The following is a 26,168-nucleotide window of genomic DNA, read 5'->3' on the forward strand; positions in this document are numbered from 1 at the left end:
ACCCAGTTTTACGAGGCCAAGTCGTATCCGACGTTCACCCCGGTCGGCCCCGAACTGGTGCTGCTCACGCGCCGACGATGAGCTTCCCGGTGGCCGGCACACTGATGGTGGAGCCCACCGAGAGCGAGACCCTGACCGAGGTCGACGCCTTCTGCGAGGCCATGATCGCCATCCGCCGCGAGATCGACCGGGTGGGCGCGGGGGAGTGGCCGGTGGAGGACAATCCGCTGCGCGGCGCGCCGCACACGGCGGAATGCCTGCTGGTCTCCGATTGGGAGCACCCGTACACGCGGGAAGAGGCCGCCTATCCGCTGGGCAAGAACTTCCGGCCGAAGGTGTGGCCGCCGGTGCGGCGCATCGACGGCGCCTACGGCGACCGCAACCTGGTCTGCTCGTGCCCCCCGGTGGAGGCCTTCGCGTAAGTCCGCCCGGTCAGCCGAAACGCTCGACGGTCGCCGCGGCGATCTGATCGGGCGCGTCCTCCTGGATGAAGTGCTTGGCGTCGGGCAGTTCGACCAGGACGTGGTCGGGGAAGGTCGCCCGCATCCGGGGCAGGGTCGGGCCGGGCCGGAAGGCGAAGTCCTTCATGCCCCAGACGAACAGGGCGGGTTTGGCGCCGAGCTTCGCGGGCACGTCGCGGGCGAGGCGCGCCAGCAGGGGTTCGGCGGCCAGGATCTGCCTGGGCATCTCGGCGACGCCCCTGCGCGCGTCGGGGCTGGGCTGCACGGCGCGGTAGTGCTCCATCACCGCCTCGCTCGGGCGATGCCGGGTGCCGGCGGGAACGAGTCGCTCGACGAAGAAGTTGCGGCGCAGGATCGCGTACTGCAGCGGCGGGCTGGACATCACCCGGCTGAACACCTTGGTCGTGAACACGTCGGTGGGCCAGAACCAGGTGTTGCCCAGGATGACGCCGCGCACCCGCTCGGCCCGCTCCACCGCGACCGCCATGCTGATCGGGCCGCCCCAGTCCTGGCCCATCGTCAGGTAGCCCTCCAACTCCAGGTGGTCGACGAACTCGCCGAGCACCCGGGCGTGCTCCTCGATGGTGTATCCGAACGCCGCGGGCCGATCCGATAGCCCGAACCCCAGGTAATCCGGTGCGATGCAGCGGAACCGGTCCCGCAGCGCGATGACGATGTTGCGATACAGGAAGCTCCAGGTTGGGTTGCCATGCCACAACACAAGCGGGGGCCCTGAGCCCTCGTCGATGTAGTGCAGCCGGCCCCGCGAGCTGTCGAACCAGCACGACTGGAACGGGTAGAGCCGTGGGTCGGGCGTGAAATCGATGCTCATGGCGCTCCTTCGCTCGCGCCCATGATGCTAGGCCCCGAGTGCGACATCAGCCGGGCCGCAGCGGACGTCAGTACCGGCCGAAGGCGAGGGCGACGTTGTGCCCGCCGAACCCGAACGAATTGTTGATGGCGTATCGGAAATTGCCGCGCCGTGGATTGCCCGACACCACGTCCAAATCGATTTCCGGGTCCAGGTTTTGCAGATTCAGCGTCGGCGGAACGATCTGATCGCGCAACGCCAGCACGGTCAGGATCGACTCCACCGCGCCCACCGCGCCGACGGAATGCCCCAGCGCGGACTTCGGCGCGTACACCGCGGGCCTGTTGTTGCCCAACGCGTTGTTGATGGCCTTGGCCTCGGCCAGGTCACCGATCTGCGTCCCGGTGGCGTGGGCGTTGACGTGGTCGATGTCGTCGGGCGTGAGACCCGCGAGCTGGATGGCGCGGGTCATCGCCCCCGTGCGGGATGCAGAACGTCTTGTGCAGGTTCAGGTGGCTCACGTCGCCGCCGAACTTCCCGGGCCGGGCCAGGCCGACCAGCGCGTTGAGGTTCGCCCCGTCCACGTAGACCTGGCCCCCGGCGTCGTGGACGGCCGCGCAGATCTCGGCGATGTCGTGCTCGTAGACGCCGTGGGTGGACGGATAGGTGATCATCAGCGTCGACAACTCGTCGCCGTGCTGGTTGACCTTGGCGCGCAAATCGTCGAGGTCGACGTCGCCGTTGTCGTGGCAGGCGACCACGACCACCCGCATGCCGGCGAGCGCCGCCGACGCCGCGTTGGTGCCGTGCGCGCTGGACGGGATCAGGCAGATGTTGCGGTGCGGTTCGCCGCGGCTGGCGTGATAGTCGTGGATGGCCAGCAGGCCGGCGTACTCGCCCTGCGAGCCGGCGTTGGGCTGCAGGGACACCGCGTCGTAACCGGTGATGTGCACCAGCCAGGTCTGAAGGTCACTGATCAGCAGACGCAGTCCCGGGGTGTCCGAGGCCGGCGCGAACGGATGCTGGCGGGCGAATTCCGGCCAGGTGATCGGCTCCATCTCGGCGGCGGCGTTGAGCTTCATCGTGCACGAGCCGAGCGGAATCATGCTGCGGTCCAAGGCGATATCTTTATCCGCCAGCGTGCGCAGATAGCGCATCATCGCCGTCTCGGTGCGGTACTGCGTGAACGCGGGGTGGGTGAGGAACTGCGAGGTGCGGGTCGCGATATCACTGCCGAGTGGCTCGGCGGCCGGCACGCCGAAGGCTTCCAGCACCGCGGCCACGTGGGCCTCCGTGGTGGCTTCGTCGCAGGCCACCGACACGTGATCGGCGTCAACGCGCCACAGGTTGACGCCCTTCGCCTTCGCCGCGGACACCACCTCGTCGGCGCGTCCGGGAACCCGCGCCAGCACGGTGTCGAAGAAGGTGTCGTGCACCAGCGCGTCGCCGAGCGCCGCGGCGATGGCCCCGGCGTGGCCGTGCACGCGGCGGGCGATCGCGGTCAGCCCGTCGGCGCCGTGGTAGCTGGCGTACATCGCGGCCATCACGGCGAGCAGCACCTGTGCGGTGCAGATGTTGCTGGTCGCCTTGTCGCGGCGGATGTGCTGCTCGCGGGTCTGCAACGCCAGCCGGTAGGCCGGTGACCCGTCGGCGTCCAGCGAGACGCCCACCAGCCGACCCGGCAGCTGGCGGGCGTGCTTGGCGTGCACCGACAGGTATCCGGCGTGGGGGCCGCCGAATCCCATTGGCACGCCGAACCGTTGGGTCGTTCCGAACGCGACGTCGGCGCCGATGTCGCCCGGCGGGGTGATCAGCGTGCACGCCAGCAGGTCGGCGCCGATCGCGATCAGCGCGCCACGGTCGTGGGCCTGCTCCACCAGGGCCGCCCAGTCGGTGATCCGGCCGCTCGCGCCGGGCAGCTGGGTGATCACGCCGAAGAAGTCACCGTCGGGAAGGCCATCGCTCAGGTCGGCGGTGACGATCTCGATGCCCAACGGCGCAGCCCGCGTGGCCAAGACGGCCGCCGTCTGGGCGAACAGATCGGCGTCGACGGCCAGCCGGTTCGAGCTACCGCGGGTCGCGCGGTGCATCAGAGTCATGGCCTCGGCGGCGGCGGTGCCCTCGTCGAGCATCGACGCGTTGGCGACTTCCAGCCCGGTCAAATCGGCCACCATCGTCTGGAAATTCAGGAGCGCCTCCAGCCGGCCCTGGCTGATCTCCGGCTGGTACGGGGTGTAGGCGGTGTACCAGGCCGGGTTCTCCAGCACGTTGCGCAGCAGCACCGGCGGGGTGAGCGTGTCGTAGTAGCCCTGCCCGATCATCGAGACGGCCACCGTGTTGGCCTCCGCGAGCGCCCGCAGCTCGGCCCGCGCCTCGGCCTCGGTGACGGCCGGCGGCAACTCATCCAGACCCGGTGCCGCGCCGCCGCCGGTGAGCTTGTCGAGGATGCCCGCGGGGACGGCCTTGGCGGCCAGTTCGTTCAGCGAATCGACACCGATGACGGACAGCATCGTCGCGACGGCTTGGCCATCCGGGCCGATGTGCCGGGCTGCGAAGGTTGATTGGTCGGGCACTGGCGAACTCCTGGCTGTGGCATCGACAAAGGCAGAGGACAAGCGGCCCTCTCCCTCTGTCTTCACCCGTTCGCCGGGCGCCTGAGAGATTCGGCGCGAGATGCTGCCTCGCGCCTTTCCCCATCGGCGGGTGCCGACCGCCGGGGCCGGCACCGCTTTCCAGAGGCATCGTTAACCCGCGCGGTCCGGGTGCCTGAGAGGTTAGCGGAGAGGTGTTGCTCCTTCGGCGTCCGTGACTGGCCGTCACGAAACTCTCCCGCACGAGTGCGATGCGTCGTCCAGTTTACCCGGCCCGGGTCAATTCGCCGCGAGCGTGCGTGTCTGTACCGCGACACGCCGCAAAGCGTGTACGGCAGCGCACGTTCGCGCACAGGGGCGGCGCGGGCGCGGTTAACCGATCTTGCGGTCGCGGTGCTTGCGGCGCGAGGCCAGCTCGTCTTCCGGGGCGGCGATCGACTCGCCCCCGTCGGCGCGCTCCCCGGGGAAGTCGGCGATGACGCCGGTCAGCTCCCGCATGGCGCCCGACACGGCGATGCCGAACACGCCCTGCCCACCCTGCAGGAGGTCGACGACCTCTTCGGCCGACGTGCACTCGTAAACCGTGGTGCCGTCGGAGAACAACGTGATGTTGGCCAGGTCCTGGACGCCGCGCTGACGCAGGTGATCGACGGCAACCCTGATGTTGTGCAGCGAGATTCCGGTGTCGAGAAGCCGCTTGACGATCTTGAGCACCAGGATGTCTTTGAACGAGTAGAGCCGCTGGCTGCCGGAGCCCGCCGCGCTGCGGATCGACGGCACCACCAGCGAAGTGCGCGCCCAGTAGTCCAACTGCCGGTAGGTGATTCCGGCGATCTGGCAGGCGCTGGGGCCGCGGTAGCCGACGAGCTCGTCCGGCACGGAGTCGTCGGGAAACAGTCCGGGCTGCACGGGCGCTTCCGGCGCGGCGGTCGCGTGGTCAGCTAGGTCCAGCTGTTCTTGGCGTGGCTGCTCGCTCACGGTGCTTCCTCTCGCCGATCGCGCTTTCGTTTCCAGCTGCGTACTGGCTGCGTCGCAGCCACGTTTGCTCAGGCCCGAGTGCTAGAGAGCTTACGCTGTTCGATAGCTACCGCGCCCTTAAGTCGTGATCAAAGTATGGCTGCCGCCGGGCAAAGTGAGGGCGCTATCCGCCAGGCGTGTCGACATCCCGGGGGCAAGTGAGACGGATCCGTGATGTCGGTGTCCAGGGTAGTACCCGCCGACGGGGTTCGCGAAGCCGCTGGAAGGGGCCGGAATGGCGTTACGTGGCCTTGAAATCGTCGGGCGAGACGCTGTCGAGAAACTCCTTGAACTTCTCCACCTCGTCCTCGCGGACGGCAGTGCCGCCCTCTTCGTCGGTCTCGTCGGGGATGAGCAGACCGGCCTGGGCCAGCACGGCCTCCTCGACGTAGATCGGGACGCCGACGCGCAGCGCTATCGCGACCGAATCCGAGGGCCGCGCCGACACCGTTATGTTGCGGTCGAAGACCAGGTCGGCGTAGAAGGTGCCCTCCTGAAGGTCGACGATCCGCACCTCTTTCAGCGAATGGCCAAGCGCGGCAATGACATCCCTGATCAGATCGTGCGTCAGCGGACGCGGCGGCTCGACGCCCTGCTGCTCGAGGGCGATGGCGGCAGCCTCCGATTGGCCAATCCAGATCGGCAGGTATCGGTCGCCGTCGGTTTCGCGCAGTAACAGGACCGGCTGGTTCTGCGGCTGCTCAACGCGAATGCCGACAACACGAACTTCACCCATTTGTGTCTGCCCTCCGCATATGCTGCCGTGTCGGTTCTTGGCGCAACGGCGACGCCGAATTTCCGCTGAGCCGCTGAAAACCAAGCTATCGACGAAGTCTAGTCCTCAGCGATGCAGAACGTCGCGAACGGCGGATTTGATCAGCGACGTGTGCAACGTGATGGCGAGGGCCGCCACCTCGCGCGCCAGGTCGTCGGCGCGGTCCCGCGCTCCGGTCTTGCCGGCTTTGACTATCGGCCCGGCGATTTGGGCGATCAGGTCCGACTGCCGGTCCGCCGCCGAGCGAAACGCCCGCAGGTGTCGCGGCTCGACACCGTATTCCGACAGCGCCCGCGCGCATTGCAGGATCACGACGGCGTGTTCGTCGAAGAAGCCGCCCGGGCCGGTGGTGATAACCCCCGCCTTGAGCAGCGCCGTCAACAGGTCCTCACCCACCCCCGAACGCTCCAGCAGGTCTTCCCGGCTCAACCGGATGCTCGATGGCGCGACCGCGGCGGTGTCCGATCCGGCCCCGGTGTCCGGCTCGGCGGCGGTCTCCCCGACGCCCGCCACGGACACCAGACGTGGGGCGGCGTAGGGCGAGCCGAAGGGCGGCAGCTCGCCATCGGGCTGCGCGTCCAATTGCGCCCGGATGACCTTGAGCGGCAGGTAATGATCGCGCTGCGCGGTGAGGATGAACCGCAGCCGGGCGCAGTCGTAAGCGGTGAATCTCCGATAGCCCGACGCGGCGCGCTGTGGCGTCACCAGTCCTTCGGCCTCCAAGAAGCGAATCTTGGAGATCGTGACATCGGGAAAGTCCGGCCTCAACAGTTCCAGGACCGCCCCAATCGACATCCCGGCCAGTGCCGGGCTATCGGGTGCGCTCACTAGCCTCCGGATCCTCCGTCCTCACCCTGCTTGGGCCCGGTCAAAAACACCAAGCGGAACTTGCCGATCTGCACCTCGTCGCCGTTGGCGAGCACCGCCGAGTCGACGGGCTCCCGGTTGACGTAGGTGCCATTCAGGCTACCGACATCCACCACGTTGAATTCGTTGTTTTCCAACCTGAATTCGGCGTGTCGGCGGCTGACGGTGACGTCGTCGAGGAAGATGTCGCTGTCGGGATGCCGACCGGCGGACGTGATGGGCTGATCGAGCAGGAAGCGTGACCCGGCGTTCGGTCCCCGTTTGACGACCAGCAGCGCCGAACCGGCCGGCAGGCCCTCCACCCCGGAAACCGCGCTCTCGGTGCCCGCCTGCGCGGGCGCATCGAGTTCGTTGAGGAAGTCGGCGCGGAAGACCGAAGTCGTCTCCACCGTGACTTCGTCAGAGGTCTGGTCGTTGTCCATGTCCGTCACGCGCTGCTCCTCACTGGCCGCTGTGGCGTTGTCTGACCGGGCCGCTCGGCCGGCTGCTCACTGGGTTTACTGGCCCGGCACTGCCGATTGCTAAGACTGCTGCCTTCAAGTGTCGATCTGTCGACGGTACCGCGCATAGGTCCGCAATGTGCCCCCCACCCGACGATCGGCAGACCGATTGTCCGCCTTTCCCCGCCGCCCTTGCACGCCGCTCTCGGCGCCGCGCGGGGCTGGCAGGCAGATTAGCAATCGTCATTCGGTCAGTGTTCCGCGGTAGGCCTCGGCGTCAAGCAGCGACGAGATGGACGACTCCAGGGCGGCTACGTCGGACACCTGGACATCCACGAGCCACCCGGCCCCGTAGGGGTCGGAGTTGACCAGCTGCGGACTGCCTTCCAGATCGGCGTTGACCGCGGAGACCGTGCCCGACACCGGCGCGTACAGATCCGACACCGATTTGGTCGACTCGACCTCGCCGAAGGATTCACCCGCGGTCACCTCGGTGCCGACGTCGGGCAGCTGAACGAAGACGACATCGCCCAGCGCCGACTGCGCGAAGTCGGTGATCCCGACCCGCACGACGTCGTCACCGCTTCGGCGAACCCATTCGTGTTCGGCGGTGTAGTGCAGATCGGGCGGGATATCGCTCACGAGTAATCCTGTTCTGTGCGGATGCGCTCACTTGACGGGCTGAGCGTATTGGTGCGGTTTTGGTTGTCGCAAGGTGGTCACGTCCACTCGGTCGGCCTGCCGCACGGACATCCGCGCGCCCACGCGCTTGATGCTGTCCTCGGCGCCGCCCGGAATGTTCATCGCCGCGGCCAGGGTGGGCGGATCGCCAATGGCCAGAATCGAATACGGGGGCGACAGCGTCTTGGTGTCGACGGTCAGCGACCCGGGCATGCCCACCACCCAGGTATCGACACCCACGCGCACGGACTGGTGTCCATCGTTGATCTCGATCGCCTCGGCGCCGGCGGCGCGCAGTTCGTTGATCACGTCGAGCATCACCTCCGGCGACACGCCGGGCCCGGGGTCGTCGATGGTGACCGTGACGCCTGGCCCGGTGGCGCCCACCGCACCGACCAAGATGGACAGGGCGGCCAGCTTGGCCTGCGCGGCCTGTATGGCGGCCTGGTCGTTGTTGCCCGACGCCTGCAGCGAATTCAGCGTGTTCTGCAATTCATTCACTTCGGCGTTGAGGGTGGCCTCGCGCTGCCGCAAGGAATCCAAGAGCACCAACAAGTCTGCGGGACGCGCCGTTTCCAGCGAATCACCCGACTCGTTCTGGCGGACCTGCGTGACGATGGCGATGCCCAGCAGCAGACACAACAGCACCGCCAACGTCCCGAAAGCCAGCCGGGAACGGCCGCCGCGGACCAGCCCCGACAGTCCGGTGCGGCGCACCGGGCCGATCTCCGGGCGCGGGCGCTTGGACGGCAATTCGTGCCGGCCGTGCGGCGCGCGGCCTTCCGCTTCACCCGTTTCCGCGGCGCCGCCGGGCGGTTCCTCGCTCACGCCGGCCCCACCTTGGCCATGGCGCCGCTTCCCTTCGCTTCGCTCCGCATCGTCACCGGCCGCCCGTCACGCCCCGAACAGCCGGCGGCGCAGCGCGGCGGCATTGCCGAAGATGCGGATGCCCAACACCACGATGATCGCCGTGGACAACTGCGTGCCCACGCCCAATTGGTCTCCGACATAGACGATCAGCGCGGCCACGAAAACGTTGAACACGAACGAGACCACGAAGACCTTCGGGTCGAAGATCCGTTCCAGGTAGGCGCGCAGGCCGCCGAACACGGCGCCGCGCGCCGCCACCACCGCGATCGGCAGGTACGGCTGGACCACCTCGGGCACCGCGGGGTGGAACACCAGGCCCAGCACGATGCCGATCGCCAGCGCCGCGATGCCGATCATGCGCGCTTGCCGTTCCGTGACTCGCACAGGCGAAGATGTCTGCCGAGGACTTTTCTCACTGTGGCCCAATCTGTTTGGCGAACTTGGTATCCCGGATCGATCCGGCGGGAAGTGTCAGCCCGTCGGCGGCGTCCACGGTGACGACGACACCGTAGGAGACCTCGAGGAGCTTGAGGCGCTGCCGGCCCGAGCTCTGGTCGAAGACGTCCCGCATCGCGCGGGGCGGGCCCACCGCGAGAATCGTGTACGGGCTGCTGGTGGGGTTGTTGTCGACCAGGATCGCCCCGCCGGCTTGCCGGATGGTCACATTCGGCCCGATGCGGACGCCGCCGACCGAGATCGCCTCGGCCCCGCTCGCCCACAACGAGTTGACGACCAGCTGCAGGTCCCGGTCCAGGATGATCTGCCTGCTGCCGCTGACCCGCTGCTTGGAGACGTCGGAAAGGTTGGGGCCGGCACCTGGATCGGTCACGGTCACCTTCAAGCCGGGCCCGATGACGGGCCGGCTCGCCGCCGCCAGGCCGAGCGCATCGAGACGGGCCAATAGCCGCTGTCCTTCGGCGTCGTCGGCCAGGGCGCGCCGCTGCACGTCGTCGACTCGAGCGGACAGCTCGCTGCGCCGTTGGGCGAGTTTTGCCGCGGTGCTCTCCGTCGAACGCACGTTGCCCAGCAAGAGCTGCTGCGCGGAGCGCACACCGGGGGCGACCGAGCGCGCCTGCGCGACGGCGGCGGCGAAGACGGTGGCGATCAGCAGCGCCGCCAACGCCTGCCAGAGCCAGCCGAAGGCGCGTTCACGCCCGCCCTCGCGGGTCGAAGCACCGCGACGCTTCTCCGCGGCCGCGGCGTAGCCGGGATCGAGGTGCTCGGAAAGCAGGGCGCGCAGGAGCGAAGGCACCGGGATCAGCTTCGGCCGCGACGCCACGTGTGCGCTGCGGCCGGCGTTGGGGTCGTAGCCGCCCAGCAGGCGGTCAGGGTCAGCCACGATCGACCGCCTCGGGCAGGTGCGCGCCGTGTTTGAGCCGGGGCATTCGGCGGATGACCAGCGTCATCTGCACCACATACAGCGCGAACGCCCACAGATAGCCATACATGCCCCAGATCAGGAAGGCCCAGCCGCAGGCCCCGACCACCCGGCTCCACAGGGCATCCCACGTGCCGAGCAGGACCAGCGGAAAGCCCGACATCAACGCGAACGTGGCGGCCTTGCCGATGTAGGTCACCGGCAGCGCGGACAAGCCGCGGCTCCACAGCAGCGGCAGCGTCGCAGCCAGCAGCCCGTCGCGCGCCAGCAGGATGCCGACGAACCACCACGGCACGATCCCGCTCAGCGCCATCACGACGGGCACGCAGATCATGTAGAGGCGGTCGACCGCCGGATCCAGCAGGACGCCGAGCCGCGAGGACTGGTTGAGCAGTCGGGCGATCTTGCCGTCGGCCCAGTCCGACGCGCCGCTGAACATCAGGATCCCGACCGCCCAACCGTTGGCGTGGGCGAACAGCAGGGCGTAGACGAACACCCCGATGAGCACCAGGCGGATCGCGCTCAACGCGTTGGGCACCGTCAGCACCCGGTCGGATGGAAGCGCCGGCTCCATAAGCCGTGACCTTAACGCGGCCATATTGCGGTCCGTTAAACGGCTTAGCGGAAGACCCCGGGCAGGCTGAGCGTCGACAGCGTGTCGTCCGACAGCGGATTGTCGTTGACCATGTAAGTCCACGTCGAGGTGGGCCGGGCCAGCTTGGACAGATCCAGGCCCTGCTCCTCTTCGAGGACGTTGGCCGTCTCGAACGTCTGCTGCGCGGCCTCGATGGCGTCGGCGGCCAGCGACGCGAACGCATCGACCGCCAGCCGGTGGAACTCGTCCAACGGGTTCTGCCGGCCCAGCGCGCGCAGGTGGATGCTTTCGCGGATGTCCGCCAGGTACGCCAGGTGATCGGCCCACCCGCGGTCGAGGTGGTAGAGCATGATCTGCCGGCAGATCTTCTCCAGACGGTCTTCGGCGATGTCCTTGGACAGCGCCTTGTACCGCTTGGGCGCCAGTTCGGCGAGCTCCTCACGCGCGGTTGCGGTGCGCAGCAACGTGTTCCGGCGATCGACGATGATGGCGCGCTGCTGGGCGATCAGCTGGTTGTAGCGCCAGGTATTGGCGTGCACGTCCAGCATCCGGCCCTCGGCGACGCGCTGGGCGTGGTCGAGCAGCCCGGCCGCTTTGGGGCTGACGATCCGGCCGTCGTCGTCGGTTTCCATCGGCAGCTTGTTGTGGTCGAGGTTGGCCGCGACCACATCGTCTTCCCAGCTCGAGAAGAACACCGACGAGCCGGGGTCGCCCTGGCGGCCGGCGCGCCCGCGCAGCTGGTTGTCCAGCCGCTCGGTGTGATGCCGTCCGGTGCCCACCACGTGCAGGCCGCCGAGCTCGGCTACCCGGTCGTGGTCGGCCTCGTCGGACCCACCGAGCCGAATGTCGGTGCCGCGTCCGGCCATCTGCGTCGAGACGGTGACCACCCCGAACTTGCCGGCCTCGGCGATGACCTCCGCCTCCTCGGCGTCGTTCTTCGCGTTGAGCACCACCGCGGGCACACCGCGGCGCAACAGCCGCTCGTGCAGTTCCTCCGACTCGGCCACGTCGCGGGTCCCGACCAGCACCGGCTGCCCGGTCTCGTGCACCTCGACGATGTGCTCGACGATCCCGTCGTTCTTGGCGGCGGCGGTGATGTAGACGCGGTCGGACTCGTCCTCGCGAATGTTGGGCTCATTCGGCGGAATCGGTGACACGCCGAGCTTGTAGAACTGGCGCAGCTGCTCCCCGGCGGCCAGCGCGGTGCCCGTCATTCCGCACACCGTCTCGTAGCGGTTGATCAATGCCTGGACCGTGATCGTGTCGAGCACTTCCCCGGTTTCGGTGGTCTCGATCCCCTCCTTCGCCTCGACGGCCGCCTGCAGGCCGTCGGGCCAGCGCTGCAGTTGCGCGATGCGGCCGCGCGCGGCGTTGATCAGGTGCACCGCGTCGTCCCGGACGATGTAGTGCACGTCGCGCTGCAGCAGCACGTGCGCGTGCAGCGCGACGTTGACCTCGGTCAGGGTCGTGCCGACGTGCTCCTCGGAGTAGAGGTCGATGCCGCCGAGCGCCTTCTCCACCTTGCGCGCCCCGACGTCGGTCAGATGGACGTTGCGGCTGTCGGAGTCGGTGTCGTAATCCGTTTCCGGGGACAGTTCGCCGACCAGCTTGATGATCTCCAGCCGCGGGGTCTCCCGGTGTGTGGTGCCCGCCAGCACCAGCGGCACCAGGGCCTCGTCGACGAGCACCGAGTCGGCCTCGTCGATCAGGGCCACGTCGGGGTTCGGCGACACCAGGTCGTCGACGTCGACCACGAGCTGGTCGCGCAGCACGTCGAAACCGATCTCGTTGACCGAGGCGTAGGTGACGTCGCAGCCATAGGCGGCGCGACGCTCCTCGCTGGTCGACTCGGCGGTGATCCAGCCGACCGTCAGCCCCATCGCCTCGAGCAGGGGGCCCATCCACTCCGCGTCGCGGCGGGCGAGGTAGTCGTTGATCGTCACCACGTGCACGTGGCGCCCGGCGAGGGCGTAGCCGGCCGCCGCGATCGCCCCGGAGAGCGTCTTGCCCTCACCGGTGGCCATTTCGATGACGTCGCCGGCGAGCATTCGCAGCGCACCGAGCAGCTGCACGTCGAACGGGCGCAGCGTGGTCGCCCGTTCGGCCGCCTCCCTGGCGATCGCCAGGAATTGCGGGATGTCCTCAGACTCGGCGAGGTCGTCTAGCTTGAGCAGCTTGGCGGCCTTCCGCAGCTGCTCGTCGGTGAGCCCGGCGGCCTCCTCGTCGTATTCGGACGAGTCGGTGACCTGGGAAAGGGAGCGGTTGCGGTTCTTCTCGGTGCTGGCGCCGAGCAGTCGCCAAAATCGGCTGCTCAGGCGGCCGGGTTGCGCGCGGGTGGTCTTTGGCACAGGTCAACGGTACGCGAGCCGCCCGCCGGCGCGACCGTGCGTGTCTGCCCGGCGACACGCCGCAGACGGTGGCATTTTCAGCACCTTCGCGGCCCCGCCCGGCACGTCAAGCGAGGTTGGATCGGCGTGGGTAGGCGACGCCGGGGTCGGTGAGCACGTTGACCACCGACGGCAGGCCGCTGGCGAAGGCGCGTTCCAGCGCGGGCCGCAGCTCCGCCGGCGCGGAGACCAGCTCGCCGTGGCCGCCCAGGGCGCGCACCACCTCGTCGTAGCGGGTGCCCGGCCGCAGTTCCGCCACCACCGAATAGCCGTACAGCGCCTCCATCGGATGTTTCTCCAACGCCCAGATCCCGTTGTTGCCGACCACCGAGACCACGGGCACGTTGTGCCGGACCAGGGTGTCCCATTCCATGCCGCTGAACCCGAAGGCGCCGTCGCCCTGCAGCAGGACGACCTGACGGTCCGGCCGGGCCAGCTTGGCGGCCAGCGCGTAACCGGGGCCCGAGCCGAGGCAGCCGAAGGGGCCGCTGTCCAGCCAGCAGCCCGGCTGATAGCTGTCGATCACCCGGCCGGCGTAGGACCCGAAGTCGCCGGCGTCGATGACGACGATGGCGTCGCGGTCCAGCATCGGCGCCAGCTCCGCGTACACCCGCATGGGATGCAGCGGCACGCGCTCGTCGGCCAGATCGGCCTTTTCCTTTCCGCGCGCGGCGGTCTCGGCGGTGCGCAGTTCGTCGATCCAGTCGCGGTGGTCGGTCCCGCCCCCGGACGCGAGGGCCGCGAGTATGGACAACAGGTCGCCGTAGAGCTCGGCTTCGACCGGGCGCGGATGCCTGCGTTCGGGTTCGGCGCGGTCCACCACGATGAGCCGGGTCTGCGGCCCGAACACCCCGCCGAAGCCCAGCCGGAAATCCATCGGCACCCCGACGATCAGCGCAACATCGGCCTCGCCCAACGCTTTTCCTCGCACCCGAGAGAACGCCAACGGGTGATCGGCGGGCACCGCGCCGCGGGCCATCCCGTTCATCAGGACCGGGATCTGGAGTTCCTCGGCGAGGCGCAGCAGGGCGGCCTCCCCGTGCCCCCACCAGACGTTGGTGCCGGCCATGATGACCGGCCGCCGGGCCGCCGACAGCAGGCTCGCGGCGCGGCCCAGGGCGGCGCCGTCCAGGTCGTCCACGCCGGGACCCGCCGGCAGGTCGGTGAGGGCACCGGGACGCCCGTGATCCTCGGACATGGAAAACACGTGGTCCATGGGGAAGTCGACGAAGCCGACCCCCGAGGGTGCGCCGACCGCCGCCCGCAACGCCTCGTCGACGAGCCGGCCGGCGTCCTCGGCGGACTGCGCCGTCGCGGCGAAGCGGGCCAGCGGCGCCACGAACGGCACGTGGTCGATCTCCTGCAGCGAACCCATTCCCCACCGCCCGGCCGGTGCCCGGCCGCCCAGCACGACGAGCGGCGACTGGTTCTGCTGTGCGGCCGCCATCGCGCTCATCCCGTTGGTGACGCCCGGTCCCGCCGTGAGTGCGGCGACGCCGGGCACCCGCGTCACTTTCGACCATCCTTCGGCGGCGAAGGCCGCGGTCTGCTCGTGGCGGGTATCGATCAGCCGGATCCCCTCCTCGCGGCAGCCGTCGTAGACCGAGAACAGGTGGCCGCCGGACAACGTGAAGAGGGTGTCTACACCGCTGGCCCGCAGGCGCCGCGCGATGAGCCGGCCGGCGTGCAATGTTTGGGTGGGAATGGCGTCGGTGCTCATAACCGCAGCCTATCCAGATCCTTCGGGTACCTTCGCCGGAGGATTTGAAGTGCCAGCCGAGTCCACCAGCGCGACCGTGAGGAGACAGCGACCATGGGTCCAAAGCCGTTCAAGCCCTCGATCAACTGGTCGGCGGCGGCCGTGGATTCCCTGCGGTGGGTCGCCATCGCCTGGCTGATCAGCGCCGTCTGTCTGTTCGTCGCGTTGGTGCTGTTCAGATATCTCACCCCGTGGGGGCGGCAGTTCTGGCGGATCACGCGCGGGTACTTCGTCGGGGCGCGCAGCGTCGGCGTGTGGCTGATGCTCGGCGTGCTGTTGCTGTCGGTGCTGCTCTCGGTCCGGCTGACGGTGTTGCTCAGCTACCAGGGCAACGACCTGTACACGGCGGTGCAGAAGGCGGTCCAGGGCATAGCGGCCGACGACGACGCGGTCAAACAGTCCGGCATTCATGGCTTCTGGATGTCCATCGCGATCTTCAGCGTGCTGGCCACCCTGTACGTCATCCGGTTCATGATCGACATCTACCTGACCCAGCGGTTCATCATCGCCTGGCGCATATGGCTGACGTCGCATCTCACCGACGACTGGCTTGACGGCCGGGCCTATTACCGGGACCTGTTCATCGACAACACGATCGACAACCCCGACCAGCGCATCCAGCAGGACATCGACATCTTCACCGCGAACGCGGGCGGCACGCCGAACATCCCGTCCAACGGGACCGGCAGCACGTTGCTGTTCGGGGCCGTCAACGCGGTCGCCTCGGTGATCTCCTTCGCCGCGATTCTGTGGAACCTGTCGGGAAACCTCAACGTGTTCGGCGTCGACTTTCCGCGCGCGATGTTCTGGACGGTCCTGGTCTACGTGTTCATCGCCACGCTGGTCGCGGTGTGGCTGGGACATCCGCTGATCCGGCTGAGCTTCAACAACGAGAAACTGAACGCCGCGTTCCGCTATGCCTTGGTGCGACTGCGCGACGCCGCCGAGGCCGTGGGCTTCTACCGCGGTGAGCGCGTCGAGCGGACGCAACTGTGGCGGCGGTTCACGCCGATCATCGACAACTACCGCAAGTTCGTGCGCCGGACCATCATCTTCAACGGGTGGAACTGGTCGGTGTCCCAGGCGATCGTCCCGCTGCCTTGGGTGATTCAGGCGCCGCGGCTGTTCGCCGGGCAGATCGACTTCGGCGACGTCGGCCAGAGCGCGACCGCCTTTGGCAACATTCACGATTCACTGTCCTTCTTCCGCAACAACTACGACGCCTTCGCCGCCTTCCGGGCGGCCATCATCCGGTTGCACGGCCTGGTCGACGCCAACAGTCAGGGCCGCGCGCTGCCGACCATGCTGGTCAAGCCGAGCGAGGAGACGGCCGTCGAGCTGCGCGACGTCGAGGTGCGCACGCCGGGCGGCGACCGGCTGATCGATCCGCTGGATGTTCAACTGGCCGAAGGTGACTCGCTGGTGATCACCGGACGCTCCGGCGCGGGCAAGACCACGCTACTGCGCAGCCTGGCCGAGTTGTGGCCGTATGCGTCCGGGACCCTGTGCCGTCCCGACGGCGAGAACGCGACGATGTTCCTCTCGCAATTGCCCTACGTGCCGCTGGGCAGCTTGCGCACCGTCGTGTGCTATCCGAACTCGCCGGACGGAGTTTCCGATGACGAATTGCAGGAGGTGCTCACCAAAGTCGCGCTGGCCCCCCTGCTCGACCGGCTCGACGAGGAGCGCGATTGGGCCAAGGTGCTCTCCCCCGGCGAACAGCAGCGGGTCGCTTTCGCGCGGATCCTGCTGACCAAACCGAAGGCCGTCTTCCTGGACGAGGCCACCTCCGCGCTCGACGAGGGCCTGGAATTCGCGCTCTATCAATTGGTTCGGACCGAGCTCCCGGACTGCGTCGTGGTCAGCGTCAGTCATCGGCCCACCGTCGAGCAGCATCACGAACAACAGCTGCAATTGCTCGGCGGCGGCCCCTGGCGGTTGGGCCCCGTGGAGGAGAAGAAGGAGCCCGCGGGCGTCTAACGCCTTCGCGCTCCGGCGCGGTGTCTTACCGCTCCTGCGCGCTCCCGGCGCCGTGCGCCGCGTGCGCTCCGGCGCGGCGCCCGAAGAACGAGCCCTCCCCCAGTTGGGTGCCGCTCGCGTAGCCCTTGCCGTCCTGGGCGATGTTGGAGGCGCAGGCGCCGGCCGCATACAAGCCGGGCACGACGGTGCCGTCTTCGCGCAGCACCTCGCCGTCGACGGACGTGGCCAGACCACCGATCGTGAAACCGGCATACATCGCCTTGCCCAGTGACATGTCGAACGCGCCCCAGGGGCCTTGATCCTGCGCCGCAAGGAATTCGGGCTGCTTGTGAAAGTCGGGGTCCTCGCCGCGGGCGGCGTTGGCGTTGTAGCGGTCGAGCGTTGCCACCAGGTTGCCCTCCGGAATGCCAAGCGCCGCTTCCATTTCCGGGACGGTTTCCCAGCCGTCGATCAGCGGAACCAGCGGCATCTTCGGGTGCTCCAGGTGCGCCTCGTCGACGATGAGGAACGCCGCGCTGTCGGGCTGGTCCATGATGAACCCGGAAGTCCGCGAATGGTAGGAATCTTCGGCGACGAAACGCTGGCCGAGCTTGTTGACGATGATGCCGGTCAACAGGATCGACGGCGGGTAGGGCGGCGCCGTGATGAAGATCTGGTCCATGTGTTCGGTTGCGCCGCCTGCCGAAACGCCCAGCCGGATGCCGAGGCCGTCGTCGTAGGTATTGCCCAGCACGAACGGCTTCTCGGCCAGCTTCGGCGTGTACTTGGCAACCATCTCGGGGTTCATCACGAATCCCCCGGCGGCAATGATCACCGACTTTGCTTTGATCGCACCGGTTTCGGCGAAGTGCTTCCACATCACACCGCTGACGGAACCCGAACCGTCCAGGATGAGCTCGGTGGCTCCGGTCTCGTACCGGATCTGGACGCCCAAGCTGGCGGCGCGCTTCAGCAGCAGATCGATGACCATGCTGGCGCCCCCGGTGTCACCGGGCACCGGCACCTTGTGCCCGCGCGGCGCGGGCACGGCCTGCTCCAGGAAGGGCCACACCTTCTCGTTGCCGGTGAACATCAGGCCCTCGGTGTTGGGCTGGATGACAGCCTTGCCCGGGAAGTAGCTGCGCTCGAACTGAAAGCCCAAGTCTTCCAACCAATCGAAATGCTCGACGCTGCCCTCGCAGTAGGCCCGAATCTTCTCGTGGTCCGGCTGCCGGGACACGGCGACCAGGTACTTGTACATCTCCTCGGGCGAATCGGGGTGGCCGGTCGCCCGCTGGACCGCCGTGCCCCCACCGAGGTAAAAGTGGCCGCCCGCAAGCGAAGTCGTGCCGCCCGCCACGGCGGCGCGCTCGAGCACCAGCACTCGCGCCCCGGCGGCCGCGGCGCTGACGGCGGCGCAGCCGCCCGCGATTCCGAAGCCGACCACCACGACGTCAACGTCATCCGACCACGATGTGACGTCGTCCGCGTTGACCGTTGCCGGAATCTCGGTGCTCATTGGCGCTGCTCCTGTTTGATGTAGTCGTAAAACGCCCTCATTTCGGGCGCTATGTACGCGATCTCCACGAACGGGACTGCCGCCCGGGGCGCCGACACATAGGCGAACTGAATGCCGCCGGGCATCACGCCCTGCTGCACCACCGGGGCCCCGAACTCCACCGCCTCGGCCAATGTTGCGTCGAATTGCTGCGGGCTTTCGACCTCTATGCAGATGTGGTGCAGACCCGGCGCGGATTCGCGCAGAAAGTCACTATAGATGTTCTCCCCGCTGACCGGCTGAATCAGCTCCAGCTGCATGTCACCGAGATAGCTCAACGAGATGCTGGCGACGAAATCGGCCGGCTTGCCGAGGTAACTGCAGGTGTCCGGAGCAAAGTGCACCTCGGGTATCCGCACCCACTTGCGCACACCTAACAGGCCGGTGAGGGCGGTTTCGGTGGCATCCAGGTCGGTGGTAACCCAGGCGATCTGCGTCGGCGATTGAACGGGAAGGGTCATCGTCTCGCAGGATAGTCCAGTGCCTCGGCCGCCAGAAAGGGCCGCGAAAACTTTGCCGTCGCGGGCCGGCGCGCCGCTGTGAAAGCCGGGTGAACATGTTCTAATTCGCCCGGCCGACCCGTCAGTGCCGGGCCAGCACGTCCACCAGCAGCCCAAGCTGCGCGTCGAACACCGCCTCGGGGTCGGTCAGGGTGTCACTGCCGTATTGCCCGAACACCTCGAGGCTGATTGCTCCCAGCACCCCGGCCCACAGCAGAAAGCACTTGGCGACCACCTGGTCGTCGCCGGGAAAACCGAACTCGTGGCGAATCCGTTCGAAGTCCGACGACATCGGTTGTGGGGCAACGACATCCGTCAGCCTGATGTCCCCGGTGGCGATCCCGGATGCAACGGCGTCGAAGAAGGCCGCCACCACCCGGGTTCCCGCGACCACCGTGCGCTCTGGCGGGGCGTGGTAGCCGGGCACCGGACTGCCGTACAGCAGGGCCCATCGGGAGGGGTGCGCGACGGCCCATCGCCGGGTCGCGCGGGCGATCGCGATGACATCGTCGCTCCAGAGCTCGCCGACCGTCTCGCGTGCGCGGTCCACGGCGTCGGCCAGATCCGAGTAGGCGTCGACCAGCAGCAACGTCAGCAACTCGTCGCGGCTGGACACGTACCGGTACACGGCCGACGACACCATGCCGAGGTCGCGGGCGATCGCGCGCACGGACAATCCGGCCGCCCCACGATCCACCAGCTGCCGGCGACCCAGCTCGATGATGCGCGCCTCGGTCTGCTCCCGGGTGTCCTGGCGTTTGCCCACGCGGCCAGTCTGGCACAACCGAGATCACCGCTCTTGCTTTCCGGCCAGGACTGTGGCAGTGTCGCGGGCAAAGAGAGCAGTGCTCTCGTTAGATTGCGAGAGAGGACGCGACATGTCCACGCGATACGAAGAACCGAACGGGGCCGCACGCGCCGCCAACGCGGTGATCCGCTGGCTCGCCGAGATGGGTGTCAGCATCGCCGGGACGCGTGCGCTGCGCGTCCGCGGGCGCAAGAGCGGTAAACCGCGTGCGGTGGTCATCAACGTGCTGACGGTCGACGGCGTGGACTACCTGGTCTCACCCCGCGGCAACACCCAGTGGGCCCGCAACGTGCGGGCCGCGGGGGTCGTCGAGACGGGCCCCCGCTGGCGCCGGCGGCGCGCCCGAGTCAGCGAGGTCGCCGACGCGGCCAAACCGGAGCTGCTGCGACGCTACCTCGACCGCTGGTATTGGCAGGTGAAGGACTACGTCGCCGGGCTGACCCCGGACAGCACCGACGAGCAATTCCGCGCGGTCGCGCCCACCATCCCGGTGTTCGCCCTCGCGGCGGCCGACGCGACCCGCTGAAGGGCCTACCGAGCGCCCCGCGCCACCCCGAGATCCTCACGGACCTCTTCGGACGTCGCCCGCCACGACACCGCGGCCGGAAAATCACCCCACACGCTGTTGAAGATCCCCACGAGCAGCCCGGGACCGGCGCTGGAAGGCAGATACACCGGGCCGCCGGAGTCGCCGTTGTGGCTCTGCACGCCGTGCGACATGGTGAACCAGCCGTTGTTCACGCTCTCCACCGTCCCGCATGTTTCGCCGGTGCTCACGCCGAAATGGCAGATCGCCTGCCCGGGTGCCAGCGCCGCCGCCGGGTTCGAAATCAGTTGACGTCCGCCAGGCAGGACGTTGTTCGCCATCACGCCGTTGTCCAGCACGATCGCCTCATAGTCGGTGATCAACTGGTCGGTCGCCACCGTCGTCCCGCTGGGAGTGTTGTCCCGGAAGGCCGCCAGCCGGCCGATGACCGCTCCGCCGCGGTCGGTGACGACCCCCTCGCCACCCCGGCAGTGCCCCGCGGTGAAGGCGATCTTCATGCCGGGATCGACGTAGCCCAGCGTGCAGACGCGGTTGCCCTGGTGGATCTCCATGCCCGGATAGACCACAACGGGGTCCGCTTCGGCCGGCGCAAGCGGCAGCCACTGCGCGAGCGCGGCCGCGGTGACCGACGCGATGAATGCGCGCATTGCCAGGCGACGCACCATGTACTCCGATCCGTCGGGGCCAAATCTCGACCGATTTGAGATTACGGCGTGACTTTGCGTTACGCAGAAGTCTTCGCGCCGTCCGTCACCGGCGTTACGTCGATGTCGCCACCGCAACGGCCGCCTCGGCCTGCTCCGCGCCGCGCGGCGCCCAACCGGGCGGCCCGAAAACGTAGCCCAGGCGATCGCGAAGCCGAGTCGCCGTACGCCAGTCGCGGGCGATCGCGACGTATTCGCGGGTCTGCAGCTTCCAGATGTTGAACGTGTCGACCCGCTTGGTGAGGCCGTAGTGCGGCCGGAAGAGCTCGGCCTGGAAGCTGCCGAACAGCCGGTCCCAGATGATGAGGATTCCGCCGTAGTTCTTGTCGAGGTAGATCTGGTCCATCCCGTGGTGCACGCGGTGGTGCGACGGGGTGTTGAACACGAACTCGAACGGCCGCGGCAACTTGTCGATCCGCTCGGTGTGCACCCAGAACTGGTAGATGAGGCTGATCGAGAAGCTGAAGAACACCATCCAGGGCGGTATCCCCAGCAACGGCAGCGGAACCCACATCAGGATCTCGCCGCTGTTGTTCCACTTCTGGCGCAGGGCCGTCGCGAAGTTGAAGTATTCGCTGGAGTGATGGGCCTGGTGCGTCGCCCAGATCAACCGCACCCGGTGCGCGATCCGGTGGTAGGCGTAGTACAGCAGGTCGACGCCGACCAGCGCGATCACCCAGGTGTACCAACGGCCGACCGAGAGGTGCCAGGGCGCCACGTAGGCGTACAGGGCGGCGTAGCCGAACAGTGCCAGTGTCTTCCACGCGGCGGTGGTGCCCACCGAAACCAGACCCATCGAGATGCTGGCCATCGCGTCGCGGGTGAAGTACGCGCCGGACGCCGGCCGGGCGTCGCCGACGATGCTTTCCAGCTTGCGCGCCGCCGACCATTCCAGCGTCAACAGCAGCAAGAAGAAGGGAACGGCGAGCAGCACCGGGTCCCGCAGCTGCGGGGGCAGGGCGGTCACGAACTCTGAAAGCGCACTCACAGGCATAAGACTACGACGATTGGCCGCACCGCCGGGTCGCCTTGGTCCGGCATGCGGCCCACACTGTGGTGACGGGATCGACCGACGTGAGGTGTCGAGCGTTGAGCGCTGTGGTGGTGATCGGCTCGGGGTTCGCCGGGTTGTGGGCGGCGCTCGGGGCCGCCCGCCGGCTCGACGAGCTCGCCATTCCGGCGGGCACGGTCGACATCACGGTGCTGGCCGCCCGGCCGTTCCACGACATCCGGGTGCGCAACTACGAGGCCGACCTGACCCCGTGCCGCATCCCGCTCGCCGACCTGCTCGACCCCGTCGGGGTGGCACACGTCGCCACCGAGGTGACCGCCATCGACACCGACGCCCGCACCGTCGCCACGGCGGGCGGTGCGACGTACGCCTACGACCGGCTGGTGCTGGCGTCGGGCAGCCGTGTGGCCAAACCGGCCCTACCGGGCGTGCGGGAGTTCGCCTTCGACGTGGACACCTACGACGGAGCGCTGGCGCTGCGGGACCACCTCCGCCGGCTGGCCGACGATTCGCCGACGCCCGCGGCCGGCACCGTGGTCGTGGTCGGGGCGGGGCTGACCGGGATAGAAGTGTCCTGCGAGCTGCCGGACAGGTTGCGGCGGCTGTTCGCCGCGACCGGCATTGCTCCCCGGGTGGTGTTGCTGGATCGCAGCCGGAACTTTTCCGACATGGGCGCCTCGGCGCGCCCGGTGATCGAAGAGGCCCTATCGGCCAACGGCGTCGAAGCCCGGGCGGGAGTGGGTGTTGCCGCGATCGACGAGGGCGGTGTGTCGCTCACCTCCGGCGAGCGCCTCGCGGCGGCCACCGTGGTGTGGTGTGCCGGCATGCGGGCCAGCCCGCTGACCGAGCAACTGCCGGTGGCGCGCGACGGCCTGGGTCGGGTGCCCGTCGATGACTGCCTGCGGGTCATCGGTGTGCCCGCGGTCTTCGCCGCGGGCGATGTCGCCGCCGCCCGCATGGACGACGACCACCTGTCGGTCATGTCGTGTCAACACGGCCGCCCCATGGGCCGCTATGCCGGGTACAACGTCATCAGCGACCTGTTCGGAGAGCCGCTCCTGCCACTCCGAATCCCTTGGTATGTCACGGTTCTCGACCTCGGGCCGGCCGGCGCGGTCTACACCGAGGGGTGGGACCGGGTGGTCGTGTCGAGCGGCGCGCGGGCCAAGGAGACGAAGCGGACGATCAACGCCCGGCGGATCTACCCGCCGCTGAGCGGCGACCGCGCCGACCTACTGGCGGCCGCCGCGCCGGAGCTGCAGCCCCGTCCTTAGCGGTCGGACTGCGCTTCGTCGCCGGCGTACCACTGCACCGCACGGACTCCCGGCTGTAGGGAGAGTTCCGCGACCAACCGCTCCAGCCGGGACGGGGCGTCCCCGTCCATGAGGAGGTGAGCGGTCAAGGTGACCTCGTCGTCGCCGGCGTGCGCGGTATGGATGCCGCGCAGCGTGATGTCGTTGCCGCTCGCGTGCTGCACGATCTGGGCGCGCGCGTATTTCTCGTGTTTCGGGCGGGCGACCACCTGCACCAGATATGGCCGCAGGCTTTCGTCTTCGTCGCCGGTGTTGTCGCGGTCGATCAGCCGGCCAAGCGGGCGCCCGAAGACGTGGATGGCGATGACGGTCCCCGTACCGATCAACGCGAAGACCAGGTGCCCGGAGGCCGCCAGGACGCCGATGGCCGCGGAGCACCACAGGGTGGCGGCGGTGTTGAGGCCGCGGACGTTCACCCCTTCGCGCAGGATCACGCCACCGCCGAGGAACCCGATGCCGGACACCACGTAAGACGCGACCCGGGTGGGGCTGGTGTCCGTGGTGGCGGCGGCGTACAGCACGAACAACGTCGCGCCGCCGGCCACCAGCGCGTTGGTGCGCAGGCCGGCCCGGCGCGCCCGCCATTGCCGCTCAAGGCCGATCAGGGCGCCGCAGCCCACTCCGACGGCGAGCCGGAGCGCGAAGTCGGCGACGCTCAGCGTCTCCATCGGCACTCCTTCCCCTCATGACCATCCGACGCAGCCGCAGCTAATCAGGCCCAGGTGAACAGCGGGTGGACCCCAACCGAACCGGATGCGATACGGCAATGCGCGCGAAACCTGTGGGGCGCCTTGCCGTTGCGCCGCGGTCAGGACGGGCGCCGCGCTATCGCGCGCTGAGCTTCTGAGGGCAATAGTATTTCGCGGCGATCGCCAGGAACGACGTCGCGTGATCGGCGGTGAGTCCGGGGTTCTGCGCCTGCAATTCGCTCACCATTTGGGGCCCGTACTCGCCGCTGTTCATCGACTCGCACACGGCCCTGGCGAACTGGACGGCCGCGTCGGGCGTCTTGTAGGTGATGCCAGCGCTCCGCAGCGAAGCGAGGAAGCTCGACTCGTCGACGGCACCGGTGTCCGGATCAGCGTAGGCCGGCGCGGCGAGCCCGATCCCAGCCCAGACGCCGAGCAGAGCCACCAGCAGCCTCATAGCCGAGGATTGTCTCACGACGGCCGGTCGAGCGCAGCGCGGAATCACGGCTGAATCGCCTTATCGTTCAGCTCAACTCGGCCGGAGCGGGTCAAGCTTTGCTGAGGTGGTGCGGGCAGTAGTACTTCGCGGAAATCATCGCGAAGTTGGAAGCCATCTCCATGTCCATCCCCGGGTTGTGCATCTTGACGTCGTGGACCAGCTCCAGGCCCGACTCGCCGTTGTTCAAGCACGAGCACACCGCCCGGCCCGCCCCGACGGCTGCGTCCGGGCTGGCGAAGGTGAAGCCGGCTTGATGCAGGGCTGAGAGGAACGCGCCGTCGTCACCGTCCGGCACTGGCGGCGGATCCGCGTATGCCGGTGCGGCCAGTCCGATTACGAGGAAAGCGCCCAGTGGCGCCAGCAGCCGTTTCATTACCTACCTTCTTTCATGGCGGCGGCAAGAGGATCGGAGGCGTTGCCTGCCAGACCGTTTGACAGACCACACCTGGATTCTGAATGGCCTTGCCCCTCAACCCAACTGGGCATCGGCGGGCAGGACCTTGGACTTGTCTCCCTTCTTCAGGTGCACCGCGTGGATGCCGGGCTTCTTCGCCAGCTGCTCGAGCAGGGCGTCGAGCCCCTCCGGGTCGACATTGTGGTGCTGGACGGTTTCGGGTTTTTCCGATATCTGCGCGACCAGACGCTTGAGTTGTTCCGGCGATTGTTTGTCTTTGAGGTCCTTGATCGGTTTCATCCGGTTGCGCACGCTGGCGCCCACCACGGTCGGTCCGCCTGCGCCGAGGGCGCTGCCCAGCATTCCCGCCATCCCCATCGAACTGAACAGGCCGCCCTCGCCCAGGGCGGCCGCGGGCACGGCCTCGGGTCCGGCGGCCGACAACGCGGCGGCGACCGTCCTGATGGCTGGTGTGGCCGAGGCCCAGCTGGGCGGCACGGTCAACTGCCCAACCAAAGTGCCGCGCGCAAAGCCCGCCGCCGGGCTGATCGCGTCGTACAGCGTCCCCCGGCCGAAGCCCAGCACCCCCAGGCCGGCCCCCAGGGCATCCTTCGGCAACGCCCCATACGCGATAGGTGGGGCGAATTTGAGCCATTGCGACAGGGGAAAGTTGATCAGCAACCCAACGTCGTTGAACTGTGTGGTCAGCCCGAGCGGCACCTTGACCGCGTTGTACATGGCGGTGATCAGCGGGGTGCCGGCGGGAGTCGTGCCGAAGCCTTTCAAGAACGTGGTGATCGCGGTGTTGTATTGGGTGGCCAGCTGCGAGAGCCATGCCAGGATCGGGTTGCCCGGGCCCGCGGTGAGCGAGGTGGCCGCCGAGTTGATGGTGGACGCCACGCTGCCCGCCGACGTGCCCGCGGATTGGCTCATCGCGGCCGCTTGCGTCGTGGTGCCCGCGCCGGTGGTGGTCTGCGGCGGCTCGGCGAACGGGGTCAATCGGGTGGCCGCCTCCGACGAACTGGCGTAGGTGTCCATGGCCACGGCGTCTTGGGCCCACATTTCGCCGTACTGTGTCTCGGTGGCGGCGATCGCCGCCGTGTTCTGCCCGAGCAGGTTGGTCGCCATCAGCTGCGCCAAGAGCGCGCGGTTTTCCGCGATCACCGGAGGCGGCACGTGGGCGGCGAACGCCGTCTCGTAGGCCGCCGCCGCCGCGGACGCTTGGCTCGCGGCTTCCTGGGCCTGGGCGGCGGTCTGCTGCATCCAGGCGACGTACGGGTACGCCGCGGACGCCATCGCGACCGATGACGGGCCCACCCACGGCCCAGTAGTCAGGCTGGAGATCACCCCGGAATAGGCGGTGGCGGTGGACTGCAGTTCGGTGGCCAGGTTCTCCCAGGCCGTCGCGGCGGCCACCAGTGAACCCACTCCCGGCCCGGTGTACATCCGGCCCGAGTTGAACTCCGGCGGAAAGGCTCCGTAAAACATTGCTGTCCCCTTACTCAGGCGCTTGGGTCGACGGTGCTGGGCTGCTGTGCGTGGCGGTCATCGCG

General features: G+C 68.3%; 24 protein-coding genes, 3 pseudogenes and 1 riboswitch. Of the genes and pseudogenes, 4 read left to right on the forward strand and 23 right to left on the reverse strand.

Features of this window, described 5'->3' with window-relative positions:
- Positions 1–65 precede the first annotated feature (65 nt).
- Positions 66–422, forward strand: a pseudogene (locus A5701_RS18895) (glycine dehydrogenase (aminomethyl-transferring)); the annotation flags it as partial.
- Between the two features lie 10 nt (positions 423–432).
- On the opposite strand, the gene A5701_RS18900 reads toward A5701_RS18895, so the two are convergent.
- The 14 genes and pseudogenes from A5701_RS18900 to A5701_RS18965 form a co-directional block, all read right to left on the reverse strand.
- Positions 433–1,293, reverse strand: coding sequence for a haloalkane dehalogenase (locus tag A5701_RS18900; protein ID WP_067757109.1), 861 nt, complete (start codon positions 1,291–1,293; stop codon positions 433–435).
- Between the two features lie 67 nt (positions 1,294–1,360).
- A pseudogene (locus A5701_RS18905) lies at positions 1,361–1,747 on the reverse strand (beta-ketoacyl-ACP synthase); the annotation flags it as partial.
- A pseudogene (gcvP, locus tag A5701_RS18910) lies at positions 1,737–3,845 on the reverse strand (aminomethyl-transferring glycine dehydrogenase); the annotation flags it as partial. The pseudogenes A5701_RS18905 and gcvP, both read right to left, overlap by 11 nt.
- A 171-nt stretch (positions 3,846–4,016) precedes the next feature.
- A riboswitch (glycine riboswitch) is annotated at positions 4,017–4,114 on the reverse strand.
- Between the two features lie 121 nt (positions 4,115–4,235).
- Positions 4,236–4,841, reverse strand: a complete 606-nt coding sequence (locus A5701_RS18915) for a MerR family transcriptional regulator (RefSeq protein WP_067757112.1) — start codon at positions 4,839–4,841, stop codon at positions 4,236–4,238.
- Between the two features lie 280 nt (positions 4,842–5,121).
- Positions 5,122–5,616 carry a bifunctional nuclease family protein gene (locus A5701_RS18920; protein ID WP_046184273.1) on the reverse strand — a complete coding sequence of 165 codons (495 nt, stop codon included), beginning with the start codon at positions 5,614–5,616 and terminating at the stop codon, positions 5,122–5,124.
- 105 nt (positions 5,617–5,721) lie between these two features.
- The gene (locus tag A5701_RS18925) at positions 5,722–6,483 is read right to left on the reverse strand and encodes a MerR family transcriptional regulator (protein ID WP_067757115.1); all 762 of its coding nucleotides are present in this window, start codon (positions 6,481–6,483) and stop codon (positions 5,722–5,724) included.
- The gene (gene garA, locus A5701_RS18930; protein WP_276038948.1) at positions 6,483–6,944 is read right to left on the reverse strand and encodes a glycogen accumulation regulator GarA; all 462 of its coding nucleotides are present in this window, start codon (positions 6,942–6,944) and stop codon (positions 6,483–6,485) included. Before garA ends, A5701_RS18925 begins: the two co-directional genes overlap by 1 nt.
- A gap of 261 nt (positions 6,945–7,205) precedes the next feature.
- Complete coding sequence (gene gcvH / locus A5701_RS18935) at positions 7,206–7,604, reverse strand: glycine cleavage system protein GcvH (RefSeq protein ID WP_067757118.1); 399 nt, start codon at positions 7,602–7,604, stop codon at positions 7,206–7,208.
- A 27-nt stretch (positions 7,605–7,631) separates the two neighbouring features.
- Complete coding sequence (locus tag A5701_RS18940; RefSeq protein ID WP_067757121.1) at positions 7,632–8,471, reverse strand: DUF881 domain-containing protein; 840 nt, start codon at positions 8,469–8,471, stop codon at positions 7,632–7,634.
- Between the two features lie 66 nt (positions 8,472–8,537).
- Entirely contained in the window at positions 8,538–8,870 is a 333-nt protein-coding gene (locus tag A5701_RS18945; protein ID WP_067757123.1) for a small basic family protein, read from the reverse strand.
- Positions 8,871–8,925: 55 nt separating this feature from the next.
- On the reverse strand, positions 8,926–9,852 hold the full coding sequence (locus A5701_RS18950) for a DUF881 domain-containing protein (RefSeq protein ID WP_067757126.1): 927 nt from the start codon (positions 9,850–9,852) through the stop codon (positions 8,926–8,928).
- A complete protein-coding gene (locus tag A5701_RS18955) occupies positions 9,845–10,465 on the reverse strand; it encodes a CDP-alcohol phosphatidyltransferase family protein (protein ID WP_067757130.1) in 621 nt (206 codons plus the stop codon). The genes A5701_RS18950 and A5701_RS18955 overlap by 8 nt, the downstream gene beginning before the upstream one ends.
- 44 nt (positions 10,466–10,509) lie before the next feature.
- On the reverse strand, positions 10,510–12,834 hold the full coding sequence (gene secA2 / locus A5701_RS18960; protein WP_067757133.1) for an accessory Sec system translocase SecA2: 2,325 nt from the start codon (positions 12,832–12,834) through the stop codon (positions 10,510–10,512).
- A gap of 106 nt (positions 12,835–12,940) precedes the next feature.
- Positions 12,941–14,593: an acetolactate synthase gene (locus A5701_RS18965; protein ID WP_067757136.1), complete on the reverse strand. Its 1,653-nt coding sequence runs from the start codon at positions 14,591–14,593 to the stop codon at positions 12,941–12,943.
- A 93-nt stretch (positions 14,594–14,686) separates the two neighbouring features.
- On the opposite strand from A5701_RS18965, the gene A5701_RS18970 reads away from it, so the two are divergent.
- Positions 14,687–16,612, forward strand: coding sequence for an ABC transporter ATP-binding protein/permease (locus tag A5701_RS18970; RefSeq protein WP_067757139.1), 1,926 nt, complete (start codon positions 14,687–14,689; stop codon positions 16,610–16,612).
- 25 nt (positions 16,613–16,637) lie between these two features.
- Here the strand turns inward: A5701_RS18970 and A5701_RS18975 are convergent, their stop codons facing one another.
- The 3 genes from A5701_RS18975 to A5701_RS18985 all read right to left on the reverse strand — a co-directional run bounded on the left by A5701_RS18975 (position 16,638) and on the right by A5701_RS18985 (position 19,415).
- Positions 16,638–18,110, reverse strand: coding sequence for an FAD-binding protein (locus A5701_RS18975; RefSeq protein WP_067757142.1), 1,473 nt, complete (start codon positions 18,108–18,110; stop codon positions 16,638–16,640).
- Positions 18,107–18,610 carry a VOC family protein gene (locus tag A5701_RS18980; RefSeq protein ID WP_067757145.1) on the reverse strand — a complete coding sequence of 168 codons (504 nt, stop codon included), beginning with the start codon at positions 18,608–18,610 and terminating at the stop codon, positions 18,107–18,109. Before A5701_RS18980 ends, A5701_RS18975 begins: the two co-directional genes overlap by 4 nt.
- A 121-nt stretch (positions 18,611–18,731) precedes the next feature.
- Entirely contained in the window at positions 18,732–19,415 is a 684-nt protein-coding gene (locus A5701_RS18985) for a TetR/AcrR family transcriptional regulator (protein ID WP_197499050.1), read from the reverse strand.
- Between the two features lie 112 nt (positions 19,416–19,527).
- Here A5701_RS18985 and A5701_RS18990 point away from each other — a divergent pair, with 112 nt between their 5' ends.
- Positions 19,528–19,983, forward strand: coding sequence for a nitroreductase/quinone reductase family protein (locus A5701_RS18990; protein WP_067757151.1), 456 nt, complete (start codon positions 19,528–19,530; stop codon positions 19,981–19,983).
- A gap of 5 nt (positions 19,984–19,988) precedes the next feature.
- Here the strand turns inward: A5701_RS18990 and A5701_RS18995 are convergent, their stop codons facing one another.
- Together A5701_RS18995 and A5701_RS19000 are read right to left on the reverse strand one after the other, a co-directional pair.
- Positions 19,989–20,669 carry a hypothetical protein gene (locus tag A5701_RS18995; protein ID WP_067757154.1) on the reverse strand — a complete coding sequence of 227 codons (681 nt, stop codon included), beginning with the start codon at positions 20,667–20,669 and terminating at the stop codon, positions 19,989–19,991.
- A 94-nt stretch (positions 20,670–20,763) separates the two neighbouring features.
- Positions 20,764–21,696 carry a sterol desaturase family protein gene (locus A5701_RS19000; protein ID WP_067757157.1) on the reverse strand — a complete coding sequence of 311 codons (933 nt, stop codon included), beginning with the start codon at positions 21,694–21,696 and terminating at the stop codon, positions 20,764–20,766.
- 101 nt (positions 21,697–21,797) lie between these two features.
- On the opposite strand from A5701_RS19000, the gene A5701_RS19005 reads away from it, so the two are divergent.
- Positions 21,798–22,994, forward strand: coding sequence for an NAD(P)/FAD-dependent oxidoreductase (locus tag A5701_RS19005; RefSeq protein ID WP_067757160.1), 1,197 nt, complete (start codon positions 21,798–21,800; stop codon positions 22,992–22,994).
- Here the strand turns inward: A5701_RS19005 and A5701_RS19010 are convergent.
- The 4 genes from A5701_RS19010 to A5701_RS19025 form a co-directional block, all read right to left on the reverse strand.
- A complete protein-coding gene (locus A5701_RS19010) occupies positions 22,991–23,701 on the reverse strand; it encodes an MgtC/SapB family protein (RefSeq protein ID WP_067757163.1) in 711 nt (236 codons plus the stop codon). The two genes, A5701_RS19005 and A5701_RS19010, sit on opposite strands and share 4 nt — an antisense overlap.
- A gap of 157 nt (positions 23,702–23,858) precedes the next feature.
- Complete coding sequence (locus tag A5701_RS19015) at positions 23,859–24,179, reverse strand: DUF732 domain-containing protein (RefSeq protein ID WP_067757165.1); 321 nt, start codon at positions 24,177–24,179, stop codon at positions 23,859–23,861.
- A 91-nt stretch (positions 24,180–24,270) separates the two neighbouring features.
- On the reverse strand, positions 24,271–24,594 hold the full coding sequence (locus A5701_RS19020; RefSeq protein WP_067757168.1) for a DUF732 domain-containing protein: 324 nt from the start codon (positions 24,592–24,594) through the stop codon (positions 24,271–24,273).
- A 96-nt stretch (positions 24,595–24,690) separates the two neighbouring features.
- Positions 24,691–26,103 (reverse strand): PPE family protein, encoded by a 1,413-nt coding sequence (locus A5701_RS19025; RefSeq protein ID WP_067757172.1) that lies wholly within the window; start codon positions 26,101–26,103, stop codon positions 24,691–24,693.
- Between the last annotated feature and the right edge of the window lie 65 nt (positions 26,104–26,168).

This window comes from Mycobacterium sp. E3305 (genome assembly GCF_001666785.1).
Lineage (GTDB): Bacteria > Actinomycetota > Actinomycetes > Mycobacteriales > Mycobacteriaceae > Mycobacterium.

What these genes read in the sequence shown, in the direction of transcription:
- A5701_RS19025 (WP_067757172.1), bottom strand. Translation starts at nt 26,103, where the DNA reads ATGTTTTACGGAGCCTTTCCGCCGGAGTTCAACTCGGGCCGGATGTAC.
- A5701_RS19020 (WP_067757168.1), bottom strand. Translation starts at nt 24,594, where the DNA reads ATGAAACGGCTGCTGGCGCCACTGGGCGCTTTCCTCGTAATCGGACTG.
- A5701_RS18920 (WP_046184273.1), bottom strand. Translation starts at nt 5,616, where the DNA reads ATGGGTGAAGTTCGTGTTGTCGGCATTCGCGTTGAGCAGCCGCAGAAC.
- A5701_RS18970 (WP_067757139.1), top strand. Translation starts at nt 14,687, where the DNA reads ATGGGTCCAAAGCCGTTCAAGCCCTCGATCAACTGGTCGGCGGCGGCC.
- A5701_RS18965 (WP_067757136.1), bottom strand. Translation starts at nt 14,593, where the DNA reads ATGAGCACCGACGCCATTCCCACCCAAACATTGCACGCCGGCCGGCTC.
- A5701_RS18900 (WP_067757109.1), bottom strand. Translation starts at nt 1,293, where the DNA reads ATGAGCATCGATTTCACGCCCGACCCACGGCTCTACCCGTTCCAGTCG.
- A5701_RS18975 (WP_067757142.1), bottom strand. Translation starts at nt 18,110, where the DNA reads ATGAGCACCGAGATTCCGGCAACGGTCAACGCGGACGACGTCACATCG.
- A5701_RS19010 (WP_067757163.1), bottom strand. Translation starts at nt 23,701, where the DNA reads ATGGAGACGCTGAGCGTCGCCGACTTCGCGCTCCGGCTCGCCGTCGGA.
- A5701_RS18945 (WP_067757123.1), bottom strand. Translation starts at nt 8,870, where the DNA reads ATGATCGGCATCGCGGCGCTGGCGATCGGCATCGTGCTGGGCCTGGTG.
- A5701_RS18990 (WP_067757151.1), top strand. Translation starts at nt 19,528, where the DNA reads ATGTCCACGCGATACGAAGAACCGAACGGGGCCGCACGCGCCGCCAAC.
- garA (WP_276038948.1), bottom strand. Translation starts at nt 6,944, where the DNA reads ATGGACAACGACCAGACCTCTGACGAAGTCACGGTGGAGACGACTTCG.
- A5701_RS18980 (WP_067757145.1), bottom strand. Translation starts at nt 18,610, where the DNA reads ATGACCCTTCCCGTTCAATCGCCGACGCAGATCGCCTGGGTTACCACC.
- A5701_RS18955 (WP_067757130.1), bottom strand. Translation starts at nt 10,465, where the DNA reads ATGGAGCCGGCGCTTCCATCCGACCGGGTGCTGACGGTGCCCAACGCG.
- A5701_RS18995 (WP_067757154.1), bottom strand. Translation starts at nt 20,669, where the DNA reads ATGGTGCGTCGCCTGGCAATGCGCGCATTCATCGCGTCGGTCACCGCG.
- A5701_RS19015 (WP_067757165.1), bottom strand. Translation starts at nt 24,179, where the DNA reads ATGAGGCTGCTGGTGGCTCTGCTCGGCGTCTGGGCTGGGATCGGGCTC.